At 64.6% G+C, this 22,525-nt stretch carries 23 protein-coding genes and 1 other RNA gene; 11 read left to right on the top strand and 13 right to left on the bottom strand.

Annotated elements, in window-relative coordinates; translation table 11 throughout:
* The first annotated feature begins 76 nt into the window (after positions 1–76).
* Positions 77–982, top strand: coding sequence for an acetylglutamate kinase (gene argB, locus DDF70_RS09850; protein WP_114944695.1), 906 nt, complete (start codon positions 77–79; stop codon positions 980–982).
* A 198-nt stretch (positions 983–1,180) separates the two neighbouring features.
* The gene (locus DDF70_RS09845; protein ID WP_114944694.1) at positions 1,181–1,912 is read left to right on the top strand and encodes a pyrimidine 5'-nucleotidase; all 732 of its coding nucleotides are present in this window, start codon (positions 1,181–1,183) and stop codon (positions 1,910–1,912) included.
* Positions 1,913–2,100: 188 nt separating this feature from the next.
* Here DDF70_RS09845 and DDF70_RS09840 read toward each other — a convergent pair whose 3' ends face one another.
* Positions 2,101–2,604 carry a YciE/YciF ferroxidase family protein gene (locus DDF70_RS09840; RefSeq protein ID WP_114944743.1) on the bottom strand — a complete coding sequence of 168 codons (504 nt, stop codon included), beginning with the start codon at positions 2,602–2,604 and terminating at the stop codon, positions 2,101–2,103.
* A gap of 139 nt (positions 2,605–2,743) precedes the next feature.
* The gene (locus DDF70_RS09835; protein ID WP_114944693.1) at positions 2,744–3,931 is read right to left on the bottom strand and encodes a DNA recombination protein RmuC; all 1,188 of its coding nucleotides are present in this window, start codon (positions 3,929–3,931) and stop codon (positions 2,744–2,746) included.
* A gap of 199 nt (positions 3,932–4,130) precedes the next feature.
* On the opposite strand from DDF70_RS09835, the gene def reads away from it, so the two are divergent.
* From def to truA, 4 genes are read left to right on the top strand one after another with little or no spacing between them, the layout of a single operon-like run.
* Complete coding sequence (gene def, locus DDF70_RS09830; protein ID WP_114944692.1) at positions 4,131–4,649, top strand: peptide deformylase; 519 nt, start codon at positions 4,131–4,133, stop codon at positions 4,647–4,649.
* The gene (gene fmt / locus DDF70_RS09825; RefSeq protein ID WP_114944691.1) at positions 4,646–5,578 is read left to right on the top strand and encodes a methionyl-tRNA formyltransferase; all 933 of its coding nucleotides are present in this window, start codon (positions 4,646–4,648) and stop codon (positions 5,576–5,578) included. Before def ends, fmt begins: the two co-directional genes overlap by 4 nt.
* 8 nt (positions 5,579–5,586) lie before the next feature.
* Entirely contained in the window at positions 5,587–6,081 is a 495-nt protein-coding gene (locus DDF70_RS09820) for a GNAT family N-acetyltransferase (protein WP_114944690.1), read from the top strand.
* A gap of 1 nt (position 6,082) precedes the next feature.
* Positions 6,083–6,829 carry a tRNA pseudouridine(38-40) synthase TruA gene (gene truA / locus DDF70_RS09815; RefSeq protein WP_114944689.1) on the top strand — a complete coding sequence of 249 codons (747 nt, stop codon included), beginning with the start codon at positions 6,083–6,085 and terminating at the stop codon, positions 6,827–6,829.
* Between the two features lie 58 nt (positions 6,830–6,887).
* Here truA and DDF70_RS09810 read toward each other — a convergent pair whose 3' ends face one another.
* The 8 genes from DDF70_RS09810 to ffs all read right to left on the bottom strand — a co-directional run bounded on the left by DDF70_RS09810 (position 6,888) and on the right by ffs (position 13,258).
* Positions 6,888–7,478, bottom strand: coding sequence for a hypothetical protein (locus tag DDF70_RS09810; protein ID WP_114944688.1), 591 nt, complete (start codon positions 7,476–7,478; stop codon positions 6,888–6,890).
* Between the two features lie 108 nt (positions 7,479–7,586).
* A complete protein-coding gene (dapE, locus tag DDF70_RS09805) occupies positions 7,587–8,747 on the bottom strand; it encodes a succinyl-diaminopimelate desuccinylase (protein ID WP_114944687.1) in 1,161 nt (386 codons plus the stop codon).
* Complete coding sequence (locus DDF70_RS09800) at positions 8,744–9,148, bottom strand: DUF805 domain-containing protein (protein WP_114944686.1); 405 nt, start codon at positions 9,146–9,148, stop codon at positions 8,744–8,746. The genes dapE and DDF70_RS09800 overlap by 4 nt, the downstream gene beginning before the upstream one ends.
* A 50-nt stretch (positions 9,149–9,198) precedes the next feature.
* Complete coding sequence (dapD, locus tag DDF70_RS09795; protein WP_114944685.1) at positions 9,199–10,041, bottom strand: 2,3,4,5-tetrahydropyridine-2,6-dicarboxylate N-succinyltransferase; 843 nt, start codon at positions 10,039–10,041, stop codon at positions 9,199–9,201.
* 306 nt (positions 10,042–10,347) lie between these two features.
* The gene (gene recR / locus DDF70_RS09790; RefSeq protein WP_114944684.1) at positions 10,348–10,953 is read right to left on the bottom strand and encodes a recombination mediator RecR; all 606 of its coding nucleotides are present in this window, start codon (positions 10,951–10,953) and stop codon (positions 10,348–10,350) included.
* A 7-nt stretch (positions 10,954–10,960) separates the two neighbouring features.
* Positions 10,961–11,281 carry a YbaB/EbfC family nucleoid-associated protein gene (locus DDF70_RS09785; RefSeq protein WP_114944683.1) on the bottom strand — a complete coding sequence of 107 codons (321 nt, stop codon included), beginning with the start codon at positions 11,279–11,281 and terminating at the stop codon, positions 10,961–10,963.
* 27 nt (positions 11,282–11,308) lie between these two features.
* Positions 11,309–13,132: a DNA polymerase III subunit gamma/tau gene (locus tag DDF70_RS09780; protein WP_114944682.1), complete on the bottom strand. Its 1,824-nt coding sequence runs from the start codon at positions 13,130–13,132 to the stop codon at positions 11,309–11,311.
* A gap of 29 nt (positions 13,133–13,161) precedes the next feature.
* An RNA gene (ffs, locus tag DDF70_RS09775) (signal recognition particle sRNA small type) lies at positions 13,162–13,258 on the bottom strand.
* A gap of 231 nt (positions 13,259–13,489) precedes the next feature.
* Between ffs and DDF70_RS09770 the strand changes: the two genes are divergently transcribed.
* Entirely contained in the window at positions 13,490–13,900 is a 411-nt protein-coding gene (locus tag DDF70_RS09770; RefSeq protein WP_114944681.1) for an HIT domain-containing protein, read from the top strand.
* Positions 13,901–13,904: 4 nt separating this feature from the next.
* Positions 13,905–14,807, top strand: coding sequence for an NAD(+) diphosphatase (nudC, locus tag DDF70_RS09765; RefSeq protein ID WP_114944680.1), 903 nt, complete (start codon positions 13,905–13,907; stop codon positions 14,805–14,807).
* A 794-nt stretch (positions 14,808–15,601) separates the two neighbouring features.
* Here the strand turns inward: nudC and DDF70_RS09755 are convergent.
* The 3 genes from DDF70_RS09755 to DDF70_RS09745 are packed head-to-tail and all read right to left on the bottom strand — an operon-like array spanning position 15,602 to position 17,738.
* Positions 15,602–16,132, bottom strand: coding sequence for a GNAT family N-acetyltransferase (locus tag DDF70_RS09755; RefSeq protein ID WP_114944678.1), 531 nt, complete (start codon positions 16,130–16,132; stop codon positions 15,602–15,604).
* Positions 16,129–16,983 carry a prephenate dehydratase gene (locus DDF70_RS09750; protein ID WP_425374067.1) on the bottom strand — a complete coding sequence of 285 codons (855 nt, stop codon included), beginning with the start codon at positions 16,981–16,983 and terminating at the stop codon, positions 16,129–16,131. The genes DDF70_RS09755 and DDF70_RS09750 overlap by 4 nt, the downstream gene beginning before the upstream one ends.
* A complete protein-coding gene (locus DDF70_RS09745; protein WP_114944676.1) occupies positions 16,980–17,738 on the bottom strand; it encodes a 3-deoxy-manno-octulosonate cytidylyltransferase in 759 nt (252 codons plus the stop codon). Before DDF70_RS09745 ends, DDF70_RS09750 begins: the two co-directional genes overlap by 4 nt.
* Before the next feature lie 335 nt (positions 17,739–18,073).
* On the opposite strand from DDF70_RS09745, the gene DDF70_RS09740 reads away from it, so the two are divergent.
* The 3 genes from DDF70_RS09740 to DDF70_RS09730 all read left to right on the top strand — a co-directional run bounded on the left by DDF70_RS09740 (position 18,074) and on the right by DDF70_RS09730 (position 22,474).
* Positions 18,074–18,616, top strand: a complete 543-nt coding sequence (locus tag DDF70_RS09740) for a c-type cytochrome (protein ID WP_170316049.1) — start codon at positions 18,074–18,076, stop codon at positions 18,614–18,616.
* Between the two features lie 154 nt (positions 18,617–18,770).
* The gene (locus DDF70_RS09735; RefSeq protein WP_114944674.1) at positions 18,771–20,615 is read left to right on the top strand and encodes an extracellular solute-binding protein; all 1,845 of its coding nucleotides are present in this window, start codon (positions 18,771–18,773) and stop codon (positions 20,613–20,615) included.
* A complete protein-coding gene (locus tag DDF70_RS09730) occupies positions 20,612–22,474 on the top strand; it encodes an extracellular solute-binding protein (RefSeq protein ID WP_114944673.1) in 1,863 nt (620 codons plus the stop codon). Before DDF70_RS09735 ends, DDF70_RS09730 begins: the two co-directional genes overlap by 4 nt.
* Positions 22,475–22,525: the final 51 nt, after the last annotated feature.

Below are 22,525 nucleotides of genomic sequence, written 5' to 3'. Positions count from 1 at the left end.
AAAGTGCATTCCACTTTCGGGTCCGATGCTCTAGAAGGCAGGCCGTTTGATCCCGATCCCCGCGCCGGAGCCGTTCATGTCCGATCCGTCCATCCCCCTTCCCGACGTTCATGTGCAGGCGGAGGTGCTCGTGCAGGCCCTGCCGCACATGCAGCGCTATGACCAGCAGGTGGTGGTGATCAAGTATGGCGGCCACGCCATGGGCGACCGCGCCGCGGCCGAGGACTTCGCCGAGGACGTGGTCCTGCTCGAACAATCGGGCATCAAGCCGATCATCGTCCATGGCGGCGGGCCGCAGATCGGCAAGATGCTCGAAAAGCTCGGAATCAAGTCCGAGTTCAAGGGCGGCCTGCGCGTCACGGACGAAGCCACGGTCGAGGTCGTCGAGATGGTGCTCGCGGGCTCCATCAACAAGCAGATCGTCGGCTGGATCGGCGCCGAGGGCGGCAAGGCGGTAGGCCTCTCCGGCAAGGACGGCAACATGGTCACCGCCCGGAAGGTGACCCGTACGGCCGTCGATCCCGATTCCAACATCGAGAAGGTGGTGGATCTCGGCTTCGTCGGCGAGCCGGAGCATGTGAACCGCGCCGTCCTGGACCAGGTTCTCCAGGCCGAGCTGATCCCCGTCCTCGCCCCGGTCGCGACCGGGCATGACGGCCAGACCTACAACGTCAATGCCGACACCTTCGCGGGCGCCATCGCCGGCGCCATGACGGCCAAGCGCCTCCTGCTGCTCACGGACGTTCCAGGCGTTCTCGACAAGAATAAGAACCTTATCCCTGAGATGACCATCGAGGATTGCCGCCGACTGATCGCCGACGGCACCATCACGGACGGCATGATCCCGAAGATCGAGACCTGCATCTATGCCTTGGAGAAGGGCGTGGAAGCGGTGGTCATCCTCGACGGCAAGGTGTCCCATGCGGTCCTGCTGGAGCTGTTCACCGACCATGGCGCAGGCACGCTGATCCGGAGGGGGTAGAGCATCGTCCGGAAAAGTGGACCCGGTTTTCCGGCCCGAACGATGCTCTCATTGATAGACGAAGCATCGGATGAATCCCAAAAGTGCAAGTCCACTTTTGGGTCCGATGCTGGAGAGCGTCACCCTTCACGGATGGGTCGAAAGAGCCTATATATTAGTCAGTGGGGCCGCACGGCCCCATTGTCGTCTTTGGGATCCATGAACGTTAAGCCGTCTGCCGAAAACCACCTGTCGTCCGCTGAATCCCGCCCCTTCGCGCATGTGGAGACGTGGGTCTTCGACCTGGACAATACGCTCTATCCGCACACCTCGCGGGTCTGGCCCCAGGTCGACGAGCGGATCACGCTTTATGTCGCAAACCTGTTCGGCATCGACGGTCTCTCTGCCAAAGCTCTGCAGAAGTACTTTTATCATAAGCATGGCACGACCTTGCGGGCGCTGATCGAGGAACACGACATCGACCCGGCCGACTTCCTCGACTTCGCCCACGATATCGACCACACGGATATCGAATTGAATCAAAGCCTGGGCGACGCCATCGAGAAGCTGCCGGGCCGCAAGCTCATCCTCACCAACGGCTCCCGGAAGCACGCGGAGAACGTGGCGAGGAAGATCGGCATCCTCGACCATTTCGAGGACGTGTTCGACATCGCCGCCTCGAACTTCGTGCCCAAGCCCGACCGGCGCGCCTACGAAGTCTTCCTCGACAAGCACGGGGTGGAGCCGGCACGCGCGGCCATGTTCGAGGATATCGCCAAGAACCTCACGGTTCCGCACGAACTCGGCATGACGACCACGCTCATCGTGCCCAAAACCTTCGACCCGTTCCGGGAGAGCTTCGAACAGGAGGCCGTCCGGACGCCGGAGATCGATTACATCACGAATGATCTGGCGGAGTTTTTGCGCGCCTATGCGTTGCCGGTAAAGTAGAGGCGGGATCGACGCTACCTCTCGACGTCATGGCCGGGCTTGTCCCGGCCATCCCGATTGCTTGAAACGCGGCGCCTTCCGGATCGAGATCACCGGCACGAGGCCGGTGATGACGTGCGAGGGATCATAGTGCCAAAATAAAAATGGCCCCCTTTCGGAGGCCATTTCCGTTTCATCGAACGAAGGCCCTATGCGGCCTTCGTGTTGATCTTGCTCTCGGCGATCCGGTTGAGCTTCTGGTCAGTGGACTTTTCCTGATCCAGGATCTGATGCAGGACGCCGGCGCAATCTTCGCGGCCGAGCTGCTTCGCCCAGGCGACGAGCGTGCCGTAGCGGGTGATCTCGTAGTGCTCCACGGCCTGCGCGGCGGCCAGGAGCGCCGCATCGAGAACCTGCGGGTCGTCGATGTCGCCGGCAATGTCCTGGGCTTCGTCGATGATGCCGTCGATTGCCGGGCAGGTCACGCCCTTCGGGTCGTGGCCATGCATGCGGAACACCTGCTCGACCATCTGGATCTGCTGCTGGGTTTCGCCGAGATGGGTCTGGAACGCCTGCTTCAGCTGCGGGTCGCTCGCCTTCTCGATCATCTCCGGCAGCGCCTTCGTGATCTGCTGCTCGGCGTAGTAGATGTCCTGCAGGGTGTGGATGAAGAGATCATCCAAAGACTTGATGTCCTTCGAGAAAAGGCCCATAGCGCAATCCTTCCCAAAATCCGTGATGTACCGATCATCGAACGCCATCATCCCATGGCGTCTCGTGCAGCGTGGGAAGAACGTTGCGGGAGAAAGGCGGTTCCCGGCGCCAACGCTCATGAACGTATGTCGGATCCTTTTATTCCACGGCCCGGAGATTACGACCCTGAAGGCGCAGCCACTCGGCCCGGGCCTCGGCCTCATCCTCGTCGAATTCGAGGGTCTCGATCTTCTGGCCGCGCTTGACGATCTTGTCGGCCGAGACCCGGATCTGCGACACGTCCTCCTGAGCCTGCCGGAAGTGGGTGTCGAGCTTCGCCACCCGGGCGTCCAGGCGCACCACATCCTCCAGGAGCTTCTGCACCTCGACCTGGATCACCCTCGCCTCCTCGCGGATGCGGGCATCACGGACGAGCGCCTGCATCACCTGGATGGCGAGGGTCAGAAGCGACGGCGACACGATGACGATGCGGGCGCGATGCGCCTTCTGGACTACATCGTCGAAATGTTCGGCCAGATCCGCATAGATCGATTCCGCCGGAACGAAGAGCATGGCGATATCCTGGGTCTCGCCCGGGATCAGGTACTTTTCCGCGATGTCCTTCACATGGACGAGCATGTCGTTGCGAACCTTGGCGGCCGCGCGGCTGCGCGCCTCATCGCCCTTGGACTCCCGGAAGAGGGTGAAACCCTCCAGGGGGAACTTGGCGTCGATCACGAGACCGCGCTCGTCGCCCGGCAGGCGCACGAGGCAGTCGGGCCTTGTACGGTTCGACAGGGTCGCCTGGAACTCGAAGGCATTGGACGGAAGCCCGTCGCGGACGATCGCCTCCATCCGCCCCTGTCCGTAGGCGCCCCGGGTCTGCTTGTTGGAGAGAATGTCCTTCAGACCCACGATCTCGCCGGTGAGGCTCGTCAGGTTCTGCTGCGCCGCGTCGATCACGGCGAGACGCTCGTTGAGCTTCGAGAGATTTTCCGTCTGGTGACGCGTGGATGCCTCCAGCCCTTGCCCGACCCGGTGCTGCAATCCATCGATCCGTTCCGAAATCATCCGGACGAAATCGCTTTGGCGGGAGCCGAAGACCTCGGCCATCGTGCGCATCCGTCCGGTCATTTCCGACTGGATGCGGGTGAGTTCGGCCACCTTGTCGTCCATCTCCCGTGCCCGCTCGTCCGCAATGGCGGCCTCCAGGGCCCTCTCCCGGCGCGTCCGCAGGAGAAGCATCGTCACGAGCAGGAGCAGGACGAGGCTCAGCCCGGCCATGCCCATGACGATCTGCCCCCAGGTCAGGGGAGTTTGGCCGAGGATCACGACGACATCGTTCATGGGCTCTATGGTTCCGGTTGACGGACGCATCCGAACACAAGTGCCTCGTGCGGAAAAGTGGAATCCACTTTTCCGCGAAAACGATGCACTCAGGAATGATACGCATCGGATGAGTCCCCAAAAGTGGGTCCACTTTTGGGTCCGATGCTCAAGACGAACGATTTGACCATCCATCCTCAAGCGCTTATCTCCCGCGATCATGAGCATCAGACCCCTCGTCATCATCCCCGATTCCAAGCTCCGCCTGGTTTCCGAACCCATCAAGGAAATCACGAGCGAGATCCGCCAGCTGGCCGACGACATGCTGGAAACCATGTACGACGCCCCCGGCGTCGGCTTGGCTGCCATCCAGATCGGCGTGCCGGTCCGCATGGTGACCATGGACGTGTCCAAGTCCGACGACGAGCGCCAGCCGATGGTGCTCATCAATCCGGAGATCACCTGGGCGTCGGAGGAGAAGCGGGTCTACGAGGAGGGTTGCCTGTCGATCCCCGAATATTACGAGGAGGTCGAGCGCCCCGACCGGGTGCGGTTCCGGTTCATGAACCTGCAGGGCGAGACCATCGAGCAGGATGCGGACGGGCTGCTCGCCACCTGCGTGCAGCATGAGATCGACCATCTGAACGGGGTGCTGTTCATCGACTACCTGTCGAAGCTCAAGCGCGACCGGGTGATGACTAAGTTCAAGAAAGCCGCCAAGCGCGAGGCCGGGGCATGAGCCTGCGCGTCGTCTTCATGGGCACGCCGGATTTCGCCGTGCCGACCCTGTCCGAGATCGTCGGCCAGGGCCATGACGTGGTGGCCGTCTATACCCGCGCGCCCGCAGCGGCCGGCCGTGGCATGGAGCTGAAGCCCTCCCCGGTCCACCGGATGGCGGACCGTTTCGGCTTTCCGGTGCTGACGCCGAAAACCCTGCGCACGGAGGAAGCCGCCGAGATTTTCCGCAGCCACGACGCCGACGTGGCGGTGGTGGTGGCCTACGGCATGCTGCTGCCGAAGGCCGTCCTGGAGGCGCCGGAACTCGGCTGCCTCAACCTTCACGCCTCCCTGCTCCCCCGCTGGCGCGGCGCGGCGCCGATCCAGCGTGCCATCATGGCCGGCGACCGGGAGACCGGCGTCGCCGTGATGAAGATGGAGGAGGGCCTGGATACCGGCCCCGTCGCCATGGTCGAGCGGGTGGCGATCGCGCCGGACATGAACGCGGGCGAGCTCCACGACCGCCTCATGGTCCTCGGTGCCGACCTCATGGTGCGGGCGCTCGCCGCCCTCTCCCGTGGGGGTTTGGGCTTCACGCCCCAGCCCGAGGAGGGCGTGACCTACGCCCACAAGCTCAAGAACGAGGACGCGCGGATCGAGTGGTCGAAGCCGGCGCAGGCGGTCCACGACCACATTCGCGGCCTTTCTCCCTTTCCGGGGGCCTATTTCACGGCCGATTTCGGCAAAGGCCCGGAGCGGGTGAAGGTTCTCAGAGCGGTCTTGGGAAAAGGTTCAGCTTTGCCCGCGACACTGCTCGACAACGATGGTACAATATCCTGTGGCGAGGGTGCGATCCGCCTGATTCAGGTTCAGCGTGCCGGCAAAGGCCCCGTGGCTTTCGAAGAATTCCTGCGGGGAGTGAGGCTTGGTCCGGGCGCCAGATTCGCGTGAGGTCCGGCATGAGGCTTCGTCTGGAGGAATCCGCCGACTGGGCTGGCCTCTGCGCGATTTACCAGGCTGCTTTCGGGCAATTGGCTGAAGCCAGTCTCGTCCAGCGCCTGCGCAATGACGGCGACCTCATCCTGTCCCTCACGGCTTATGGAGCGAAAGCGGTCGGGCATATTGCCTTCTCCCGTCTGTTCCTCGACGACGCTCCTTTCGTCAAAGGGTGCGGCTTGGCTCCTCTTGCAGTGATTCCCGCTCACCAGCGGCAAGGCGTGGGAGCCTTTCTCATCGAAGAGGGCCTGAAACGGATGAAGGCCAAGGGGTTCGACCTCGTGCTCGTGCTGGGCGAGCCGGGTTACTATGGCCGCTTCGGCTTCTCGACAGCGCTGGCGCGCAGGCTCAAGACGCTCTATGACGGACCCTATCTTCAGGCCCTTGCCCTTTCCGACACCGGGAAAGAGGCTCACGGCTCGGTCACTTACGCCAGAGCCTTTGCAGAACTGAAATAACATGCCTCGCTACAAGCTTGTCGTCGAATATGACGGCACGCCCTTCACCGGTTGGCAGCATCAGACGAACGGGCTCTCCGTGCAGCAGGCGGTGGAGGATGCCATCGCGCGCTTTACGGGCGCGGCCGTCCGAATCCATTGCGCAGGAAGGACGGATTCGGGGGTTCATGCCACCCACCAGGTCGTTCACGTGGACCTGGACAAGGAATGGCGGCCGGACACGGTCCGCGACGCCACCAACTCCCACCTGCGGCCGGCCCCCGTGGCGATCCTTTCGGCCCAGGTCGTACCCGAGACGTTCCACGCCCGCCTCTCCGCCGTGAAGCGCCACTACGTCTATCGCATCCTCAACCGCCGCGCGCCTCCGGCCCTGGACGCGAGCCGGGTCTGGCACGTGGCCTGGAAGCTCGATGCCGACGCGATGCACGAGGCCGCACAGACGCTGATCGGGCGGCACGATTTCACCACGTTCCGGGCCGCGGAATGCCAGGCCAACAGCCCGGTCCGGACCCTCGATCGGCTCGATGTGGAGCGGATCGGCGACGAGATCCGCATCTATGCCTCCGCCCGTTCGTTCCTGCACCATCAGGTGCGCTCCATGACGGGGACCCTGGAGCGGGCCGGCGCGGGACGCTGGTCGGTGGAGGATGTGCGCGCGGCCCTCGACGCCCGCGACCGCAGACGCTGCGGGCCGATGGCCCCATCGACGGGGCTTTACCTGATCGGCGTCGATTATCCGACGCTTTAAGGTTTTGTTTGTCGCATCTTTACACGCAAAACCGGTTCCCACTTTTGCGTTCGATGCTTTAGCCTAAAAGCCCCCGCATCGCGGTTCCGATCATGGAATTGAGCACGATGCCAAGCACCACGACGCCGAGGGCCGGCAGGCTCGCGAGGTTCAGGGTCGCCTTGGTGGCGAACCATTGCAGCCGCACGATGATGATCGCGAAGGCGAGGCCGAACAGGCTGGCGAGCCCTGGAGGCGCCCAGCCGAGCAGCATGAGCATGGCCGGCACCGACAGGAGCAGCATGCCGATGACGGAGATCCAGTTCGTCACGATCACGAAGGGCACATAGGCCTTCTCGAGCCGAAACCACCGGGCGATCCAGATCATGGCGACCGGCAGGGCGACGAAGCCCGCCACATGGCCGAGAGCGACGACGAGATCGATCCAGAAGCTATCGAGAAGAGGCCGGTCCGGCTGCAGGAGACCGAGGCGGAGGCGCTCGAAGGCAAGGGATACGACATAGGCCGGGAGCGTCAGCCAGATCGCCGTGAAGGAGCGCCAGAAGCCCCGCTCGCTCATGTCGAAGGACTTCAGGCCCTCTGACCTGCTGTTGAGCAGGTCGAGCGTTCCCCGGAACGAGCGGTTGACCTCATCAGCCGTAACGATCATGAGCGGCCCCTTCTTCGAAGACGATTGCCCTCGGAAATGGACGGACCCGATAAAACGTTCCGGCTATTCTTCGACTTTAGTCTAAACAGTCAAGTTCCAAATTTGGGCTCACGCGGCGAAATAGGCTTCAAGCACCTTGCGGTAAACCGTTGCGAGACGATCCAAATCGGCGACGGCCACCCGCTCGTCGATCTGGTGCATGGTCTGTCCGACGAGGCCGAATTCGACCACGGGGCAGTACTTCACAATGAAGCGAGCATCCGACGTGCCGCCCGTGGTGGAGAGCTTCGGCTGCGAGCCAGTCTCAGCCTTGATGGCATCGGCAATGAAGCCCACGAAGGCATTCGGCGGCGTGAGGAAGGCGACCGCGTTGGTCGGCTCCATCGTCAGGGTGTAGCGCACCGTGTTGCCGGCGGCCTCGCGCAGGCGGCGCTCGATCTCCGCCTCAAGGCTTTGGGGCGTCCAGAGATCGTTGAACCGGATGTTGAAGGTCGCCTTCGCCTCCGCCGGGATCACGTTGGCGGCGGGATTGCCGACGTCGATGGTGGTCACTTCGAGGTTCGAGGCGTCGAAATGGTCCGTGCCCCGATCGAGCGGCTCCTTCAGCAGCCCGTCGAGCAGGCGCATCATGCCCGGAATGGGATTGTCCGCGAGATGCGGATAGGCCACATGCCCCTGCTTGCCCTCGACCACGATCCGGCCCGTGAGCGACCCGCGCCGCCCGATCTTGATCATGTCGCCGAGCTGGTTCGGATTGGTGGGCTCGCCGAGGATGCAATGATCGAACCGCTCGCCGCGGCCCTTCGCCCATTCGAGGAGCTTCACCGTGCCGTTGACGGCCGGCCCCTCCTCGTCTCCCGTGATCAGGAAACCGATGGAGCCCTTGAAATCCGGGTTGTCGCGAATGAAGGCAAGCGCCGCCGCCATCATGCAGGCGATGCCGCCCTTCATGTCGACCGCGCCACGCCCATAAAGCTCGCCGCCATGGATCTCACCGCCGAACGGATCGTATTGCCACCGGCTCACATCGCCCGGCGGCACCACATCCGTATGTCCGGCAAAGAGCAGGTAGGGCTCACCCTTGCCGTAGCGGGCATAGAGGTTCTCGACATCGGGCGTACCGGGCTCGGAAAAGACCGGCCGGTGAACCTCGAACCCCGCCTCCTTCAGCACGTCCTCGATGAAGGCCAGCGCCCCGCCCTCCTCAGGCGTCACAGAGGGGCAGCGCAGGAGGGATTGGGCGAGGGAAAGCGGAGTATGGGAGGTCATGCTGGCACAGGTTCAGGAGGTGGCTGCTGAGCAGGACCATAATGGTTTGGCCCTCTTGTGCCAGCCATAATCAGCAACTCAACCATGTGTTCAATGGAAACCAATAGGAGCGTAGCTAACGAAACAGGGAAAATGGCTGTGGTCAGGAACAGAATGCAGAAGATGCTCACACGCCAACCAGTACGGTTCCGATCATGAAATCGCTTCACTTGCAGCGCTGTGCATGAGACAGCTGCCACCAGAACGATGAGGGTCAAAGGTGATAAGCAGAACCAGATCGTCTCGAGATAAACAGTAAATGCAACGGTCAGCGCTGCAGCCCAGAACAGGATGCCATAGAGGAATTGAAGCCGTCCGATGCGGCCCTGAAAGCTGAAGAAAAATCTCAGTACAGCCCACATATCTGCCTAGCCCAGAATGTCACCGAGCTAGACAGATACAATGTTTCAGATCAGTCCCGCAACAGCTCGTTGATCCCTGTCTTTGCCCGCGTCTGCGCATCGACGCGCTTCACGATGACGGCGCAGTAGAGCGACGGGCCGGGGGTGCCGTCCGGGAGCGGCTTGCCGGGGAGCGAGCCGGGGACGACGACCGAATACGGCGGCACGCGGCCCACAAAAACCTCGCCGGTGTTGCGGTCGATGATCTTGGTCGAGGCCGAGATGAACACGCCCATGGAGAGCACCGAGCCCTCGCCCACGACCACGCCTTCCACCACCTCGGAGCGGGCGCCGATGAAGCAGTTGTCCTCGATGATGGTGGGGTTGGCCTGGAGTGGCTCCAGCACGCCGCCGATGCCGACGCCGCCGGAGAGGTGCACGTTCTTGCCGATCTGGGCGCAGGAGCCGACCGTCGCCCAGGTATCGACCATGGTGTTCTCGTCCACATAGGCGCCGAGATTGACGAAGGACGGCATCAGCACCACGCCGGGCGCGATATAGGCGCCGCGCCGCGCGGTGCAGTTCGGAACGGCGCGGAAGCCCGCGGCCCGAAAGCGGTTCTCACCCCATCCGGCGAACTTGGACGGCACCTTGTCCCACCACGTGGCCTCGCCCGGGCCGCCGCCGATCACTTCCATGTCGTTGAGGCGGAAGGACAGCAGCACGGCCTTCTTCAGCCATTGATGCACCTGCCACTCGCCGCCGGTCTTCTCGGCCACACGGGCCTTGCCGGAATCGAGAAGGTTCATCGACTCCTCGACGGCTTCACGGACGGCGCCGGTCGTCGAAGGGTTGACGTTAGCCCGGTCTTCCCAGGCGGCGTCGATGGTGCGGGCGAGATCAGCGGTGGACATGGGCAACTCGGGTCAGGGTTTCGTTGCCGCCTGATTAGCAACGGCGCTCCGGCCTGTCACGTCATCATCTGCGGCTCGCATGAGATCCGCGCTTGTCATTCCGGGGCCGCGAAGCGGAACCCGGAACCCATAGCCGCTGACGGCGCAGGAAGAGGCGCAACGCTGCTCGCTCTTTCCTTCCGCGTCGTGATTATGGGTTCCGGGTTCGCCTGGGGCGCCCCGGAATGACAGCGGTGTGGGGAGCGCCTCTCCAATCGAGATCACCGGGACAAGCCCGGTGATGACATCGGAGGAATCAGAGCCGCTTCAAAACGACGTGCGCTGCCGGATCGCCGCCGAGAGCGTGCCCTCGTCGAGATAGTCGAGTTCGCCGCCGACGGGTACGCCGTGGGCGAGCTTCGTCACCTTCACGGGCAGATGGGCGAGCAGCTCGGTGATGTAATGGGCCGTGGTCTGGCCGTCGACCGTGGCGTTGAGCGCCAGGATCACCTCGTTCACGCCGGGTTCGGACGCACGGGCGACGAGGCGCTCCAGGTTCAGGTGCTCGGGCCGAACGCCGTCGAGCGGCGAGAGCACGCCGCCGAGTACGTGATACCTGGCGTTGACCGCGCCGGACCGCTCCAGCGCCCAGAGATCGGACACGTCCTCCACCACCACGAGGATGGACGGATCGCGCTTGGCATCCCGGCAGATCGTGCAGGGATCCGACGTATCGACGTTGCCGCAGGACGAGCACACGACGATGCGCTCGTTGGCGATGCGCATGGCATCGCTCAACGGGTTGAGCAGCGTCTCGCGCTTCTTGATGAGATGGAGCGCCGCGCGCCGCGCGGACCGAGGCCCCAGGCCCGGCAGGCGGGCGAGGAGCTGGATCAGGCGCTCGATCTCGGGACCGGCAACGTGCTGGGCCATCGATGTCTCAGAACAGCTTCAGGCCCGGAGGCAGCGGCAGGCCCTTGGTGATGCTTTCCATGCGCTCCTGGGTGACGCGCTCGGCCTTGCCGCGGGCATCGTTCATGGCCGCGACGATGAGATCCTCGAGGATCTCCTTCTCGTCAGGATTCATGAGCGAGGGATCGATGTTGATGGATTTCAGGCTGCCCTTGCCGGTCACCTTCACGGTCACGACGCCGCCGCCGGCGGTGCCGTCGACTTCGAGGGTGTCGAGCTCGGCCTGGGCGTCCTGCAGCTTCTGCTGCATGGCCTGAGCCTGCTTCATCAGTCCCATGATGTCCTTCATGACCGTATCCTCAATCTCAAAAGAAAATCAGAAAAGATCGTCGTCGTCCTCGGCCTCGTGCGCGGCCAGCGCATCGGCCTCGCCGAGGATCTCGGTTTCCGCATCCTCGCCGGGCTTCTCCGCCCGTTCGATCACGTTCACGATCTGCGCGCCGGGGAACTTCGTCAGCACCGCCTGCACGAGCGGATGATTGGCGGCGCCTTCCTTGCGCTCGCGCTCGGCCTCGACCGCCTTCTCATGCAGGGTCGCCTGGCCCTCCTCCGAGGACAGAGCGACCATCCAGCGCTCACCGGTCCATTGCTGGAGGGCGCGGGTGAGGTCGTTGGCGATGGTGCGGCTGCCGGTCTCGGTGAGGCTGAGCTCAATGCGGCCCTCCTCGAAGCGCACGAGGCGCACGTCCCGTTCGAGCTGCGCCTTCAGCACGATCTCGCGCTTCTCGCCGGCCAAGGCCACCACGTCCTCGAAGCGGCGAAGCCGCATGGTCGGCTCGGTCTGCACGGCGGCCTGGGGCCTCGGCTGCGGATAGGGCTGGGATGTCGCAAGCGCCATGTTGCCGGAGGTGGTGGGACCGGACGGCCGGGGCGAAGGCGCGGAAGGACCGCCGGCGGGAACCGGCGCGCCGTCCTTCAAGGCGCGCAGGGCTTCGTCCGGCGTCGGCAGGTCGGCCGCATAGGCAAGGCGAACGATCACCATCTCGGCCGCCGCGATGGGGCGGTTTGAGGATTGCACCTCGGGAATGCCCTTCAGGAGGATCTGCCAGGCGCGCGACAGGGTCCGCACGGATAGCTTCTGGGCGTACTCGGTGCCGCGCGTCCGCTCGATCTCGGAGAGGGCCGGATCCTTCGCGGCTTCCGGGATCAGCTTGAGGCGGGTGACGACGTGCGAGAAGGCCGCCAGATCGGACAGGATCACGGCGGGATCCGCACCGGCATCGTATTGCGAGCGCAGGCCTGCGAAGGCGGCCGGCACGTCGCCGCGCATCACGGCCTCGAAGAGATCGATCACCTGAGTGCGGTCGGCGAGCCCCAGCATGTCGCGCACCGTGTCGGGCGTCACCACGCCGGCGCCGTGCGCGATGGCCTGGTCCATCAGCGACAGGGAATCGCGCGCCGAGCCTTCCGCCGCGCGGGCGATGGCGGCGAGCGCTTCCGCATCGGCCTGCACGCCCTCGGCGGTGCAGATGCGGCCGAGATGGGCCACGAGCTTGTCGGCCTCGATGCGGCGCAGGTCGAAGCGCTGGCAGCGGGACAGGATCGTAACCGGGACTTTGCGGATTTCGGTGGTGGCGAAGATGAACTTCGCGTGCGGCGGAGGCTCCTCCAGCGTCTTCAGGAAGGCGTTGAACGCCTTCTCGGAGAGCATGTGGACCTCGTCGATGATGTAGACCTTGTAGCGGGCCGAGACCGGCGAATAGCGGATGCCGTCGATGATCTGGCGGACGTCGTCGATGCCCGTATGGGACGCGGCGTCCATCTCCAGCACGTCCACGTGCCGCGATTCCATGATCGCCTGGCAGTGCACGCCGAGTTCCGGCATGTGGATGGTAGGCTGACCGGTGCCGTCCGCCTTCTGGTAGTTGAGGCCGCGGGCCAGAATGCGGGCCGTGGTGGTCTTGCCGACGCCGCGGACGCCGGTGAGCATCCAAGCCTGCGGAATGCGCCCGGTCTCGAAAGCGTTCGAGAGGGTGCGCACCATCGCTTCCTGACCGATCAGGTCATCGAAGGTGCGAGGGCGGTATTTTCGGGCAAGGACGCGATAGGGGGAGGCCGGCGCTGCTGAAGCGGGCGCGGCGGGGAAGCCCGGCAGGGCCGGCTCGTCGTTCAGGGGCGTGCCGGCTGTGGTATCGTCCATCGACTGCAAGGCTTTGGAGAATCTTAAAAGGTGGGAGGCTGGACGAAGACCCGTTCGGTCTCGTTAGGGCTGCTTCCTTCCGGACCTGACCCGGTTGGCGAGTGAGACGTCCCTCGCCAACCTCCCACGGGCTATATGGGCGTATTGCCCGAGAAACGCAAGTTGGAAACGAGCCGCCCCCACGGCCATCCCCGCTCTCCACCGCCATCCGTGTCATTCCCGGCCGAAGCGCAGCGGAGGGGAAGGGAACCCATCGCTCAGCGCCTGATCGTGGATCCCCTTCCCGCACTCCGTGCGCCGGGGATGACATGCGAGGTTCAGGCTGACACGAAGCCGCAGGCTCGGTTACATAGCGCTATGACATTCACGCTCGATTCCCGGCTCGAAGCCGACACGATCCCCGTCGGCGACCTCGCCCTCTCGTCCGTCCTGTTTCTGAACGATGCGCGCTTTCCCTGGTTCGTGCTGGTGCCGCGCATCGCGGGAGCGAGCGAGTTCACCGACCTCTCGGAGGCCGATTACGCGCAGCTTGCCCAGGAGATCCGCATCGCCACCAAGGTGATGCTGGAGCTCTCCAAGCCCGACAAGGTGAATGTGGGTGCGCTGGGCAACATCGTGACGCAGCTTCATGTGCACGTTATCGGGCGCTTCCGCTCCGATCCGGCCTGGCCCGGCCCCGTCTGGGGACACGGCACCCGCACGCCTTATCCCGACCACGCGGCGACGGCCCTGATCGAGCGCGCCGCAGCCCTTTTCGCAGCGGCCTGACCCCATGACCCGACCCATCGCCTACATCACGAACCCGCTCGTCCGCCACAGCGCCGAGCGGGACCCGGAAGCGCTTGCCAATGCGGCGCGGGATCCGCGCACCGCCATGGTGGTCCTGGCCGGCGACCTGCCGGTCCTCCAGGCCGGCGAGCCTGGAACGAGCCTCCTTCCCTCCTCCATTCTGGGCCGCCTCCCCGGCCATCAGGAGCAGGTCTTTCTCGGCACGCTCGGAGACCGTCCCGTGGTGGCGACCCTGGCCGCGCCGGAGGCGGCTGAATCCTTCCTGGACGATCCGGCCTTCGCAGTCGTGGACCTGCGCTCCATCGCCGTGCGCGGCCTCGTTCCGGCGGAGGAGCTCGGGCTGCTCGCGATGGCGAAATCCCTGCTGGACTGGCACCGGCGGCATCGCTTCTGCGCCAATTGTGGCGCGCCGACGCAACTCGCCCAGGCCGGCTTCCGGCGCGATTGCGGTGCTTGCGGCGCCCAGCACTTTCCCCGCACCGATCCGGTGGTGATCATGCTGATCACGCGGGGCGACAAATGCCTCATGGGCCGCCAGCCGCGCTTTGCCGAGAAGATGTATTCCTGCCTCGCGGGCTTCCTGGAGCCGGGCGAGACCATCGAGGATGCGGTCCGCCGGGAGACGTTCGAGGAAGCCGGCATCCGGGTCGGCGCGGTGCGCTACATGACCTCCCAGCCCTGGCCCTTCCCGTCGAACATCATGATCGGCTGCATCGGCGAAGCGCTCACCGAGGAGATCACCTTCGACGGTGAGGAGCTGGAGGACGCCCGCTGGTTCACGAAGGACGATGTCAGGCGCATGCTGGAGGGCACCCACGAGCAATTCGACGCCCCCTCGCCGATCGCGATCGCCAACCATTTGGTCCGGGAGTGGGTGAAGAATTAGGCGCGTTTGAAGGGCGTCATTCGCGAGGGGTGGTGAAGGCGATCCGGGACCATGCGCCGAGAACGGCGCGGAAACCTGCGCCCTTGTCATTCCCGCGCAGGCGGGAACCCAGAACCGCGACGTCTCAAGACAGGGCGAGCCGCGTCGCGTCTCCTGCTGCACCGTCGGCGGCTCTGGGTCCCGGGTTCCGCTTCCGCGGCCCCGGGATGACGGGGGTTGTGTCTGATGTCAAAGAGCCAGCACCTGCGGGCCCGCAGCTTGTGCTGCGAGCCTGCAGGGATCGAGGGAGGGTGCCAGGACCATCCGGCTCGCTGTGTCTGTGAGAGTGGAAGAGCCGGACGGCGTCTTGCACGCGGTTCTTTTAGGCGTTTCGACTTGGCAGCCCACAGGCACCAAGGGCCTCCGGCCACAGGGTTGCGAGGCCTGCGACCGGACCGCTTCCCGCCCCGTTCTTGCGACGCCTCGCGAGCGCGCCCCTCGCCGGGCGGGAATAGAGAACGATATAGCCGAGCCTAGGAAGCTTGTCAAGAACAAAGTGAGAACATAACGTTCGCTCGATCACCCTCTCTGACCTCATCCTGAGGAGCCGCGCCAGCGGCGTCTCGAAGGATCGTCCAGAGAGCACGGGGACGCCCTCGTCCTTCGAGACGCTTCGCTCCTCAGGATGAGGGCTGCGGGGGTGGCCACAGCAGACCGAGATGGCCCAGACGAGCCCGGCCATGACGGGAGAGCGTTGCGGGAAGCGAGTCATTTCCAGGTGGAGCGACGACGATGAGATTGTGGGAACTGCGCCTCTAAGGCTGCGTCGCCAACTCGAACCGGTAGGCGACCTCGACGACCATCTGGCCGCGCAGGTCGAAGGATTGTTCGGCGCCCGGTTGCCCGCCCAGGGCCTCGTAGAAGCGACGGGCGGCGAGATTGTCCTTCAGCACCCACAGGCCGGCCGAGCGGAAGCCGTGCCGACCGAGATGATCGAGAACGCCACCCATCAGCCCGCGGCCGATACCCTGGCGCTTGACCTTGTCGAGCAGGTAGATGGCGAAGAGCTCGGCCTCGGTGCCGAGCAGTTCGGCACCGTCGCGGATCGGCCCGCCACGGGCAAAGCCGACGATCTCGCCGCTATCCGTCTCCGCGACGAGAAGCCTGGCCCGTGGATCCGGCTGCGCGAAGGCGCTTTCCCACATCCGCATCCGCTCTTCGACGGAGAGGCCCGCGAGCGCCTCGGGGCGCAGGAAATCCTTGTAGGATTCACGCCAGCCCTGGACGTGGACCCTGGCGATCCCTTCGATATCACCCCCAACCGCTTCGCGGATGAGGATGGTCACTCGGCCGCTTCCTTGATCTTCTCCCGGAACGGATCGGCCGGGTAGACGCCGAGAATGCGCAGTTCGCGGGAGAAGAATTCCAGCTCCTCCAGGGCCCGCTTGAGATTGGCGTCCTCCGGGTGGCCGTCCACCTCGGCGTAGAACTGCGTCGCCAGGAACTCGCCTTCGAGCATGTAGCTCTCGAGCTTCGTCATGTTGATGCCGTTGGTCGCAAAACCACCCAAAGCCTTGTAGAGCGCGGCAGGCAGGTTGCGGACGCGGAACACGAAGGAGGTCACGGTCGGCCCCTGCCTGGCGGGCGCCCAATACGGCGTCTTCGACAGGATGACGAAGCGGGTGGTGTTGTGCGCCTCGTCCTCCACGTTCTCCAGCAGGATCTTCAGGCCGTAGATGTCGGCCGCCATGCGGGGCGACAGCGATGCCCGGGTCGGATCCTCCCACTCCGACACCTCGCGGGCCGAGCCCGCGGTGTCGCCGGCCACGTGGGCCTTGAGCCCAAGCTTCCGGATGATCTTGCGGCACTGCCCCAGGGCGTGGACATGGCTGTAGACGTCCTTGACGGTGCCGAGATCCGCGCCCGGGATCGCCATGAGATGGAAGTGGATCGGCAGGAAATGCTCGCCGACGATATGCAGCCCGGAGGTCGGCAGCATGTGGTGGATGTCGGCCACGCGCCCGGCGATGGAGTTCTCGATGGGGATCATGGCGAGGCCCGCCGTTCCCTCGTTCACGGCTGCCAGGGCATCCTCGAAGGTCGGACAGGGGAGCGGCTCCCAGTCGGGGCGCGCCTCCGAACAGGCCGTGTGGGAATTGGCGCCCAGCTCACCTTGGAAGGAAATAAGCTTGCTCATGATGTCCTCCGGGACCCAATCATTCTGGCCGCGATGATCTCGCGCGCCCTTTCCAGATCGTGAGGGGTGTCGACGCCGAGCGGCACGTCATCGACCACGACGGCATCGATCCTCATGCCGGCTTCCAGCGCCCGCAGCTGCTCCAGTTTCTCGCGCGTCTCCAGGGGCGACGGCTTGAGGCCGACGAAACGCTGCAACGCCTTGCGGCGATAGGCATAGAGGCCGATGTGGTGATAAAGCGGACCTTCGCCGTAGGGCGCGGTCGCACGGGTGAAGTAGAGGGCGCGGAAATGTCCAGCCGAGAGCGGGCTGCCCACCATCTTCACCACGTTGGGATTGGTCTTCTCCTCCTCCCGGGCGATGACCGCCACGAGAGTCGCGATGTCGACCTCCGGATCGGAGAGCGGGACGATGGAGGCCGCAATCGCCGCCGGATCGATGGTCGGCAGGTCTCCCTGAACGTTCACGATCACGTCATGCCGCCCGTCCGGGTCGAGCTTTTCCACAGCCTCGAAGATGCGATCGGAGCCGGAGGCGTGGTCCGTCCGGGTCATGACCGCGCTCCCCCCTGCCCTGGTCACCGCTTCGGCGATCTCGGGGGCGTCGGTCGCCACGGCCACGGGCCCGATTCCCGCCTCGACGGCCCGCCGCCATACATGGACGATCATGGGTTCGCCGGCGATCTCGGCCAGAGGCTTGTTCGGCAGACGGGTCGCGGCAAGGCGGGAGGGGATCAGGACGATGGGATCGGACATGGTGCGGTCTTCAAGGAAACTGCGCGTCCTTAGAGCATCGGACCCGAAAGTGGAATGCACTTTTGGGATTCATCCGATGCCCCTGCCCTCAAGTCAGCATCGGACCGAAAAGCGGAGGGCGGGGCTTGTCGTCATCGGCCGGAACCGAACCTTCGAGCGGTTCAAGGCGTTCGGCACCCGTGCTGCGACCACGAGAACGGCGAAAACTCCTGGAAACCCCATTGTCAAAACCCCATCACTACGGCTAAGCAACGGCCCTGTCGTGGGCATCCGCCCGCGGATCCGTTCTGCTGCGCTGATTTCGCCGGTGTACGAAGGCGAGGAGAGCCTAACTGATGAATATCGAGACCAATAAGATCGCGGGCGCCGTTTTCGGTTCGCTTCTCTTCGTGGTCGGCGTCAACGTTATCGCCGGCGGCCTGTTTGCTCCCCATAAGCCCGCTGTCCCCGGATACGATCTCCCGGCCCCCGAAGCGGCTGCCGCTGGCGGTGGTGCCGCTCCCGCAGAGCCGGCACAGCCGCTTCCGGTCCTCCTGGCCAGCGCCGATCCGGCGAAGGGCCAGGCTCAGTCCAAGAAGTGCGCCGCCTGCCACACCCTCGAAAAAGGCGGCCCGAACAAGGTCGGCCCGAACCTCTACGGCGTCGTCGGACGCCCGGTCGCCTCGCACGAGGGCTTCAACTACTCGGCCGGCATGAAGGCCCATGGCGGCAACTGGACCTACGAGGCCCTGGACGCCTTCGTCCACAACCCGAAGCAGGCCACCCCCGGCACCATCATGGCCTTCGCGGGCCTTGCCGGAGCCAAGGACCGGGCGGATCTGCTGGCTTACCTGCGGACCCTCTCGGACAACCCGGTTCCGCTCCCGGCTGCCCAGTAAGTCATTCGCATCGATCGCATTTCGGAAAGCCGGGCTTGCTGCCCGGCTTTTCTTTTAGGCGCTCGCGGCATTTACGGTTTATCCCTTGCGCTCGACCCGCCGCGCCCAAAATGTAAGCTGACGACAGACGCCTCGCCCTTTCAGGAGACGCCTTGTGATCCGTACCCTTCTGCCGAGCTTCCTCGCTGCCTGCCTCGCCTTCACCCCTCTCGCAGCCCAGGAAGCCTCATGGCGGCACGGTGCGGCCCTCCTCGACGAGCCCAAATATCCTCAGGGCTTCCCGCATTTCGACTACGTCAACCCGAACGCTCCGAAGGGCGGTCTGGTGCGCCTGGGCGCGCTCGGCACCTTCGACAGCTTCAACATCGTGGTCGCGGGCGTGAAGGGATCGCCCGAGCAGGGGCTCGGCCTGATCTACGAAACCCTGACCACCGCCGCCCTCGACGAGGCGAACGCGGCCTACGGCCTGCTCGCCGAATCCTTCTCCTATCCGGAGGATTATTCCTCGGTGAGCTTCCGCCTGCGCCCGGAAGCCAAGTGGCACGACGGCCGGCCGGTGACGGCGGATGACGTGATCTTTTCCTTCGAGAGCCTGAAGGCGAACAGCCCGACTTACGCCTTCTACTATGCGAACGTCGTCAAGGCTGAGAAGACCGGCGAGCGCGAGGTCAAGTTCACGTTCAACCAGAAAGGCAATCGCGAGCTGCCGCAGATCATGGGCCAGCTGAACATCCTTCCGAAGCATTGGTGGGAAGGCACCGCGCCGGACGGACGCAAGCGCGACGTGACGCAGACCACGCTCGAACCGCCGCTCGGTTCGGGCCCCTATCGCCTCAAGAATTTCGACGCGGGCCGCAACGCGTCTTACGAGCGCGTGAAGGATTACTGGGGCGAAAAGATCAACGTGAATGTGGGGCAGAACAATTTCGACGAGATCCGCTACGAGTACTATCGCGACGCGACGGTGCTGCTCGAAGCCTTCAAGGCGGATCGCCTCGACTTCCGTACCGAGAACAGCGCCCGCAACTGGGCCACGGGCTACGACTTCCCGGCACGCCAGGAAGGCCGCGTCGTCCTGGAAGAATTCCCGTTCCGCGCCACGGGCGTCATGCAGGCCTTCGTGCTCAACATGCGGCGTGACAAGTACAAGGATCAGCGCGTCCGCCGGGCCTTCAACCTGGCCTTTCCCTTCGAGGAACTGAACAAGACGATCTTTTACGGTCTCTATGAGCGCCCCTCGAGCTATTTCTACGGGCTCGACCTAGCCTCGTCGGGCCTGCCCGAAGGCAAGGAACTGGAGATCCTGGAGAGCGTTCGCGACAAGGTGCCGGCGAGCGTCTTCACGGCGCCCTACAAGAACCCGGTCAACGACTCGCCCGAAGCGATCCGCAACAATCTGCGCGAGGCGGATCGCCTGCTCAAGGAAGCCGGGTGGGAGGTGAAGAACGGCCGCCGCGTCAACGCCAAGGGCGAGGTGCTGAGCGCGGAACTGCTCAGCAGCAGCCCCAACGAGGAGCGCGTGTTCCTGCCCTACAAGGCATCCCTGGAGCGGCTGGGCATCGCCGCGAGCGTGCGCACCATCGACGACGTGCAATACACCAACCGCACCCGCTCCTTCGATTTCGACATCGCCACCGGCCTCTGGCCGCAATCCCTCTCGCCCGGCAACGAGCAGCGCGAATTCTGGGGATCGCAGGCCGCGTCACGGGAAGGCTCCCGCAACCTCGCCGGCATTGCCGATCCCGGCATCGACGCGCTGATCGACAAGGTGATCTTCGCCACGGACCGCGAGGATCTCGTGGCCGCAACGAAAGCGCTCGACCGCGTTCTGCTCGCCCACGATTACGTGGTGCCGCAATGGACCTCGCTGAAGCAGCGCACGGCGCGCTGGAACCGCTACTCCCATCCCGAGACGATGCCGCGCTACGGCGGTGCCGCCTTCCCGACCATCTGGTGGTACGATGAAGCCAAGGCCGCCAAGACGGGAGCACCGCGATGAGGGACATCAGCCGCCGGACCATTCTCATGACGGGAGCGGCAGGTGCCGCTCTTTCCTTGCTGCCGCGCAACGCTCTGGCGCTGGTGGGTGAAACCGAGACGTATGGTCTCTCAAGCTTCGGCGAGTTGAAATACGCGCCCAACTTCAAGCATTTCGATTACGTCAACCCGAATGCGCCCAAAGGCGGCACGCTGGCGATCCAGATCAAGCAGACCACCGGCAACCAGAACTTCGACACCTTCAACACGCTCAACGTCTTCGTGCTGCGCGGCGACGGCGCGGCCGGAATGACGAGCACCTTCGACAGCCTGATGGCCGGCTCGGGCGACGAGCCCGATGCGCTGTACGGGCTTGTGGCGAAGAGCGTGCGCATCTCGGAAGACAAGCTCACCTACCGCTTCATCCTGCGCCCCGAAGCACGCTTCCACGACGGCTCGAAGCTGACCGCGAAGGATGCGGCCTTCTCGCTCAACATCCTGAAGACCAAGGGTCATCCGGTCTTCAACCAGCTCCTGACCCAGATGGCCTCGGCGGAAGCGGAGGCGGACGATGTCCTGCTCGTCCGGTTCACGCCGCAGCGCAGCCGCGACATCCACCTCATCGTCGGCGGCATGCCGATCTTCTCCGAGCGCTACTGGCAGGGGAAGGATTTCGAGGCCTCCACGCTGGAAGCGCCGCTCGGCTCCGGCCCCTACAAGGTCGGACGCTTCGAGGTCGGGCGCTTCATCGAGTTCGACCGCGTTCCTGATTACTGGGCCAAGGACCTGCCGGTGAATGTGGGCCAGAACAATTTCGAGCACGTCCGCTACGAATATTTCCGCGACCGCACCGTGGCCTTCGAGGCGTTCAAGAACGGCACGCTCAACTACAACGAGGAATACACGTCCCGCATCTGGTCGACGGGCTACGATTTTCCGGCCGTGCGCGAAGGCAAGGTGAAGAAGGAAGAGATCTCGAACGACGCGCCCTCGACGATCCAGGGCTGGTACTTCAACACGCGCCGGGACGCCTTCAAGGACCCACGCATCCGCGAAGCCATCGGCCTCGCCTTCGACTTCGAATGGACGAACGCCAACATCATGTTCGGCCTGTTCAGGCGCACGACATCGTTCTTCGAGAACAGCGACATGAAGGCGGTCGGCAAGCCCTCGCCGGAAGAGCTGGCGCTGCTCGAACCGTTTCGCGGCACGCTCCCGGCCAGCGTCTTCGGCGATCCCGTTCTGCCTCCCGTGTCCGACGGATCCGGCCAGGACCGGCGCCTTCTGCGCCGTGCCGACGAGCTGCTGCGCGAAGCGGGATGCAAGCGCGAGGGCGGAGCGCTGAAACTGCCGAACGGGCAACCCTTCAGGATCGAGTTCCTCGATTTCCAACCCTCGCTTCAGCCGCACACGCAGCCATTCCAGGCGAACCTGAAGCGGCTCGGCATCGACGCCACGTCGCGCATCGTCGATGCGGCGCAGTACCAGCGCCGGATGGACGAGTACGATTTCGACATGGCGAGCCGCAATCTCGTCGGCTCGTCCACGCCCGGGGACAGCCTGCGCATCGTCTACGGATCGGCTGCCGGCAAGAGGCCTGGCTCGCAGAACCTCGCCGGGATCGACAACCCGGCCGTGGACGCACTCATCGAGACAATCGGCAACGCCAAGTCGCGCCAGGAGCTGAACGTCGCCTGCCGTGCCCTGGACCGGGTCCTCCGTTCGGGCCATTATTGGGTCCCCATGTGGTACCGGGCCAGCGAATGGCTTGCCTATTGGGACCAGTTCTCCCGCCCCGAGACCAAGCCCCGTCTCTCATCGGGCGCACCGGGAACTTGGTGGTACGATGCCGAGAAGGCGAAGCGGATCGGAAGAGGATAAGGCTTGGACACGAACGGCTCGAAACACGCGTCAGGCTTCAACGCCCCCCAC

It is taken from the genome of Microvirga calopogonii (genome assembly GCF_003347665.1).
Taxonomy (GTDB): Bacteria; Pseudomonadota; Alphaproteobacteria; order Rhizobiales; family Beijerinckiaceae; genus Microvirga; species Microvirga calopogonii.
Note: the sequence above shows the minus strand (reverse complement) of the source record. Positions and strands in the feature narration are given on the sequence as shown.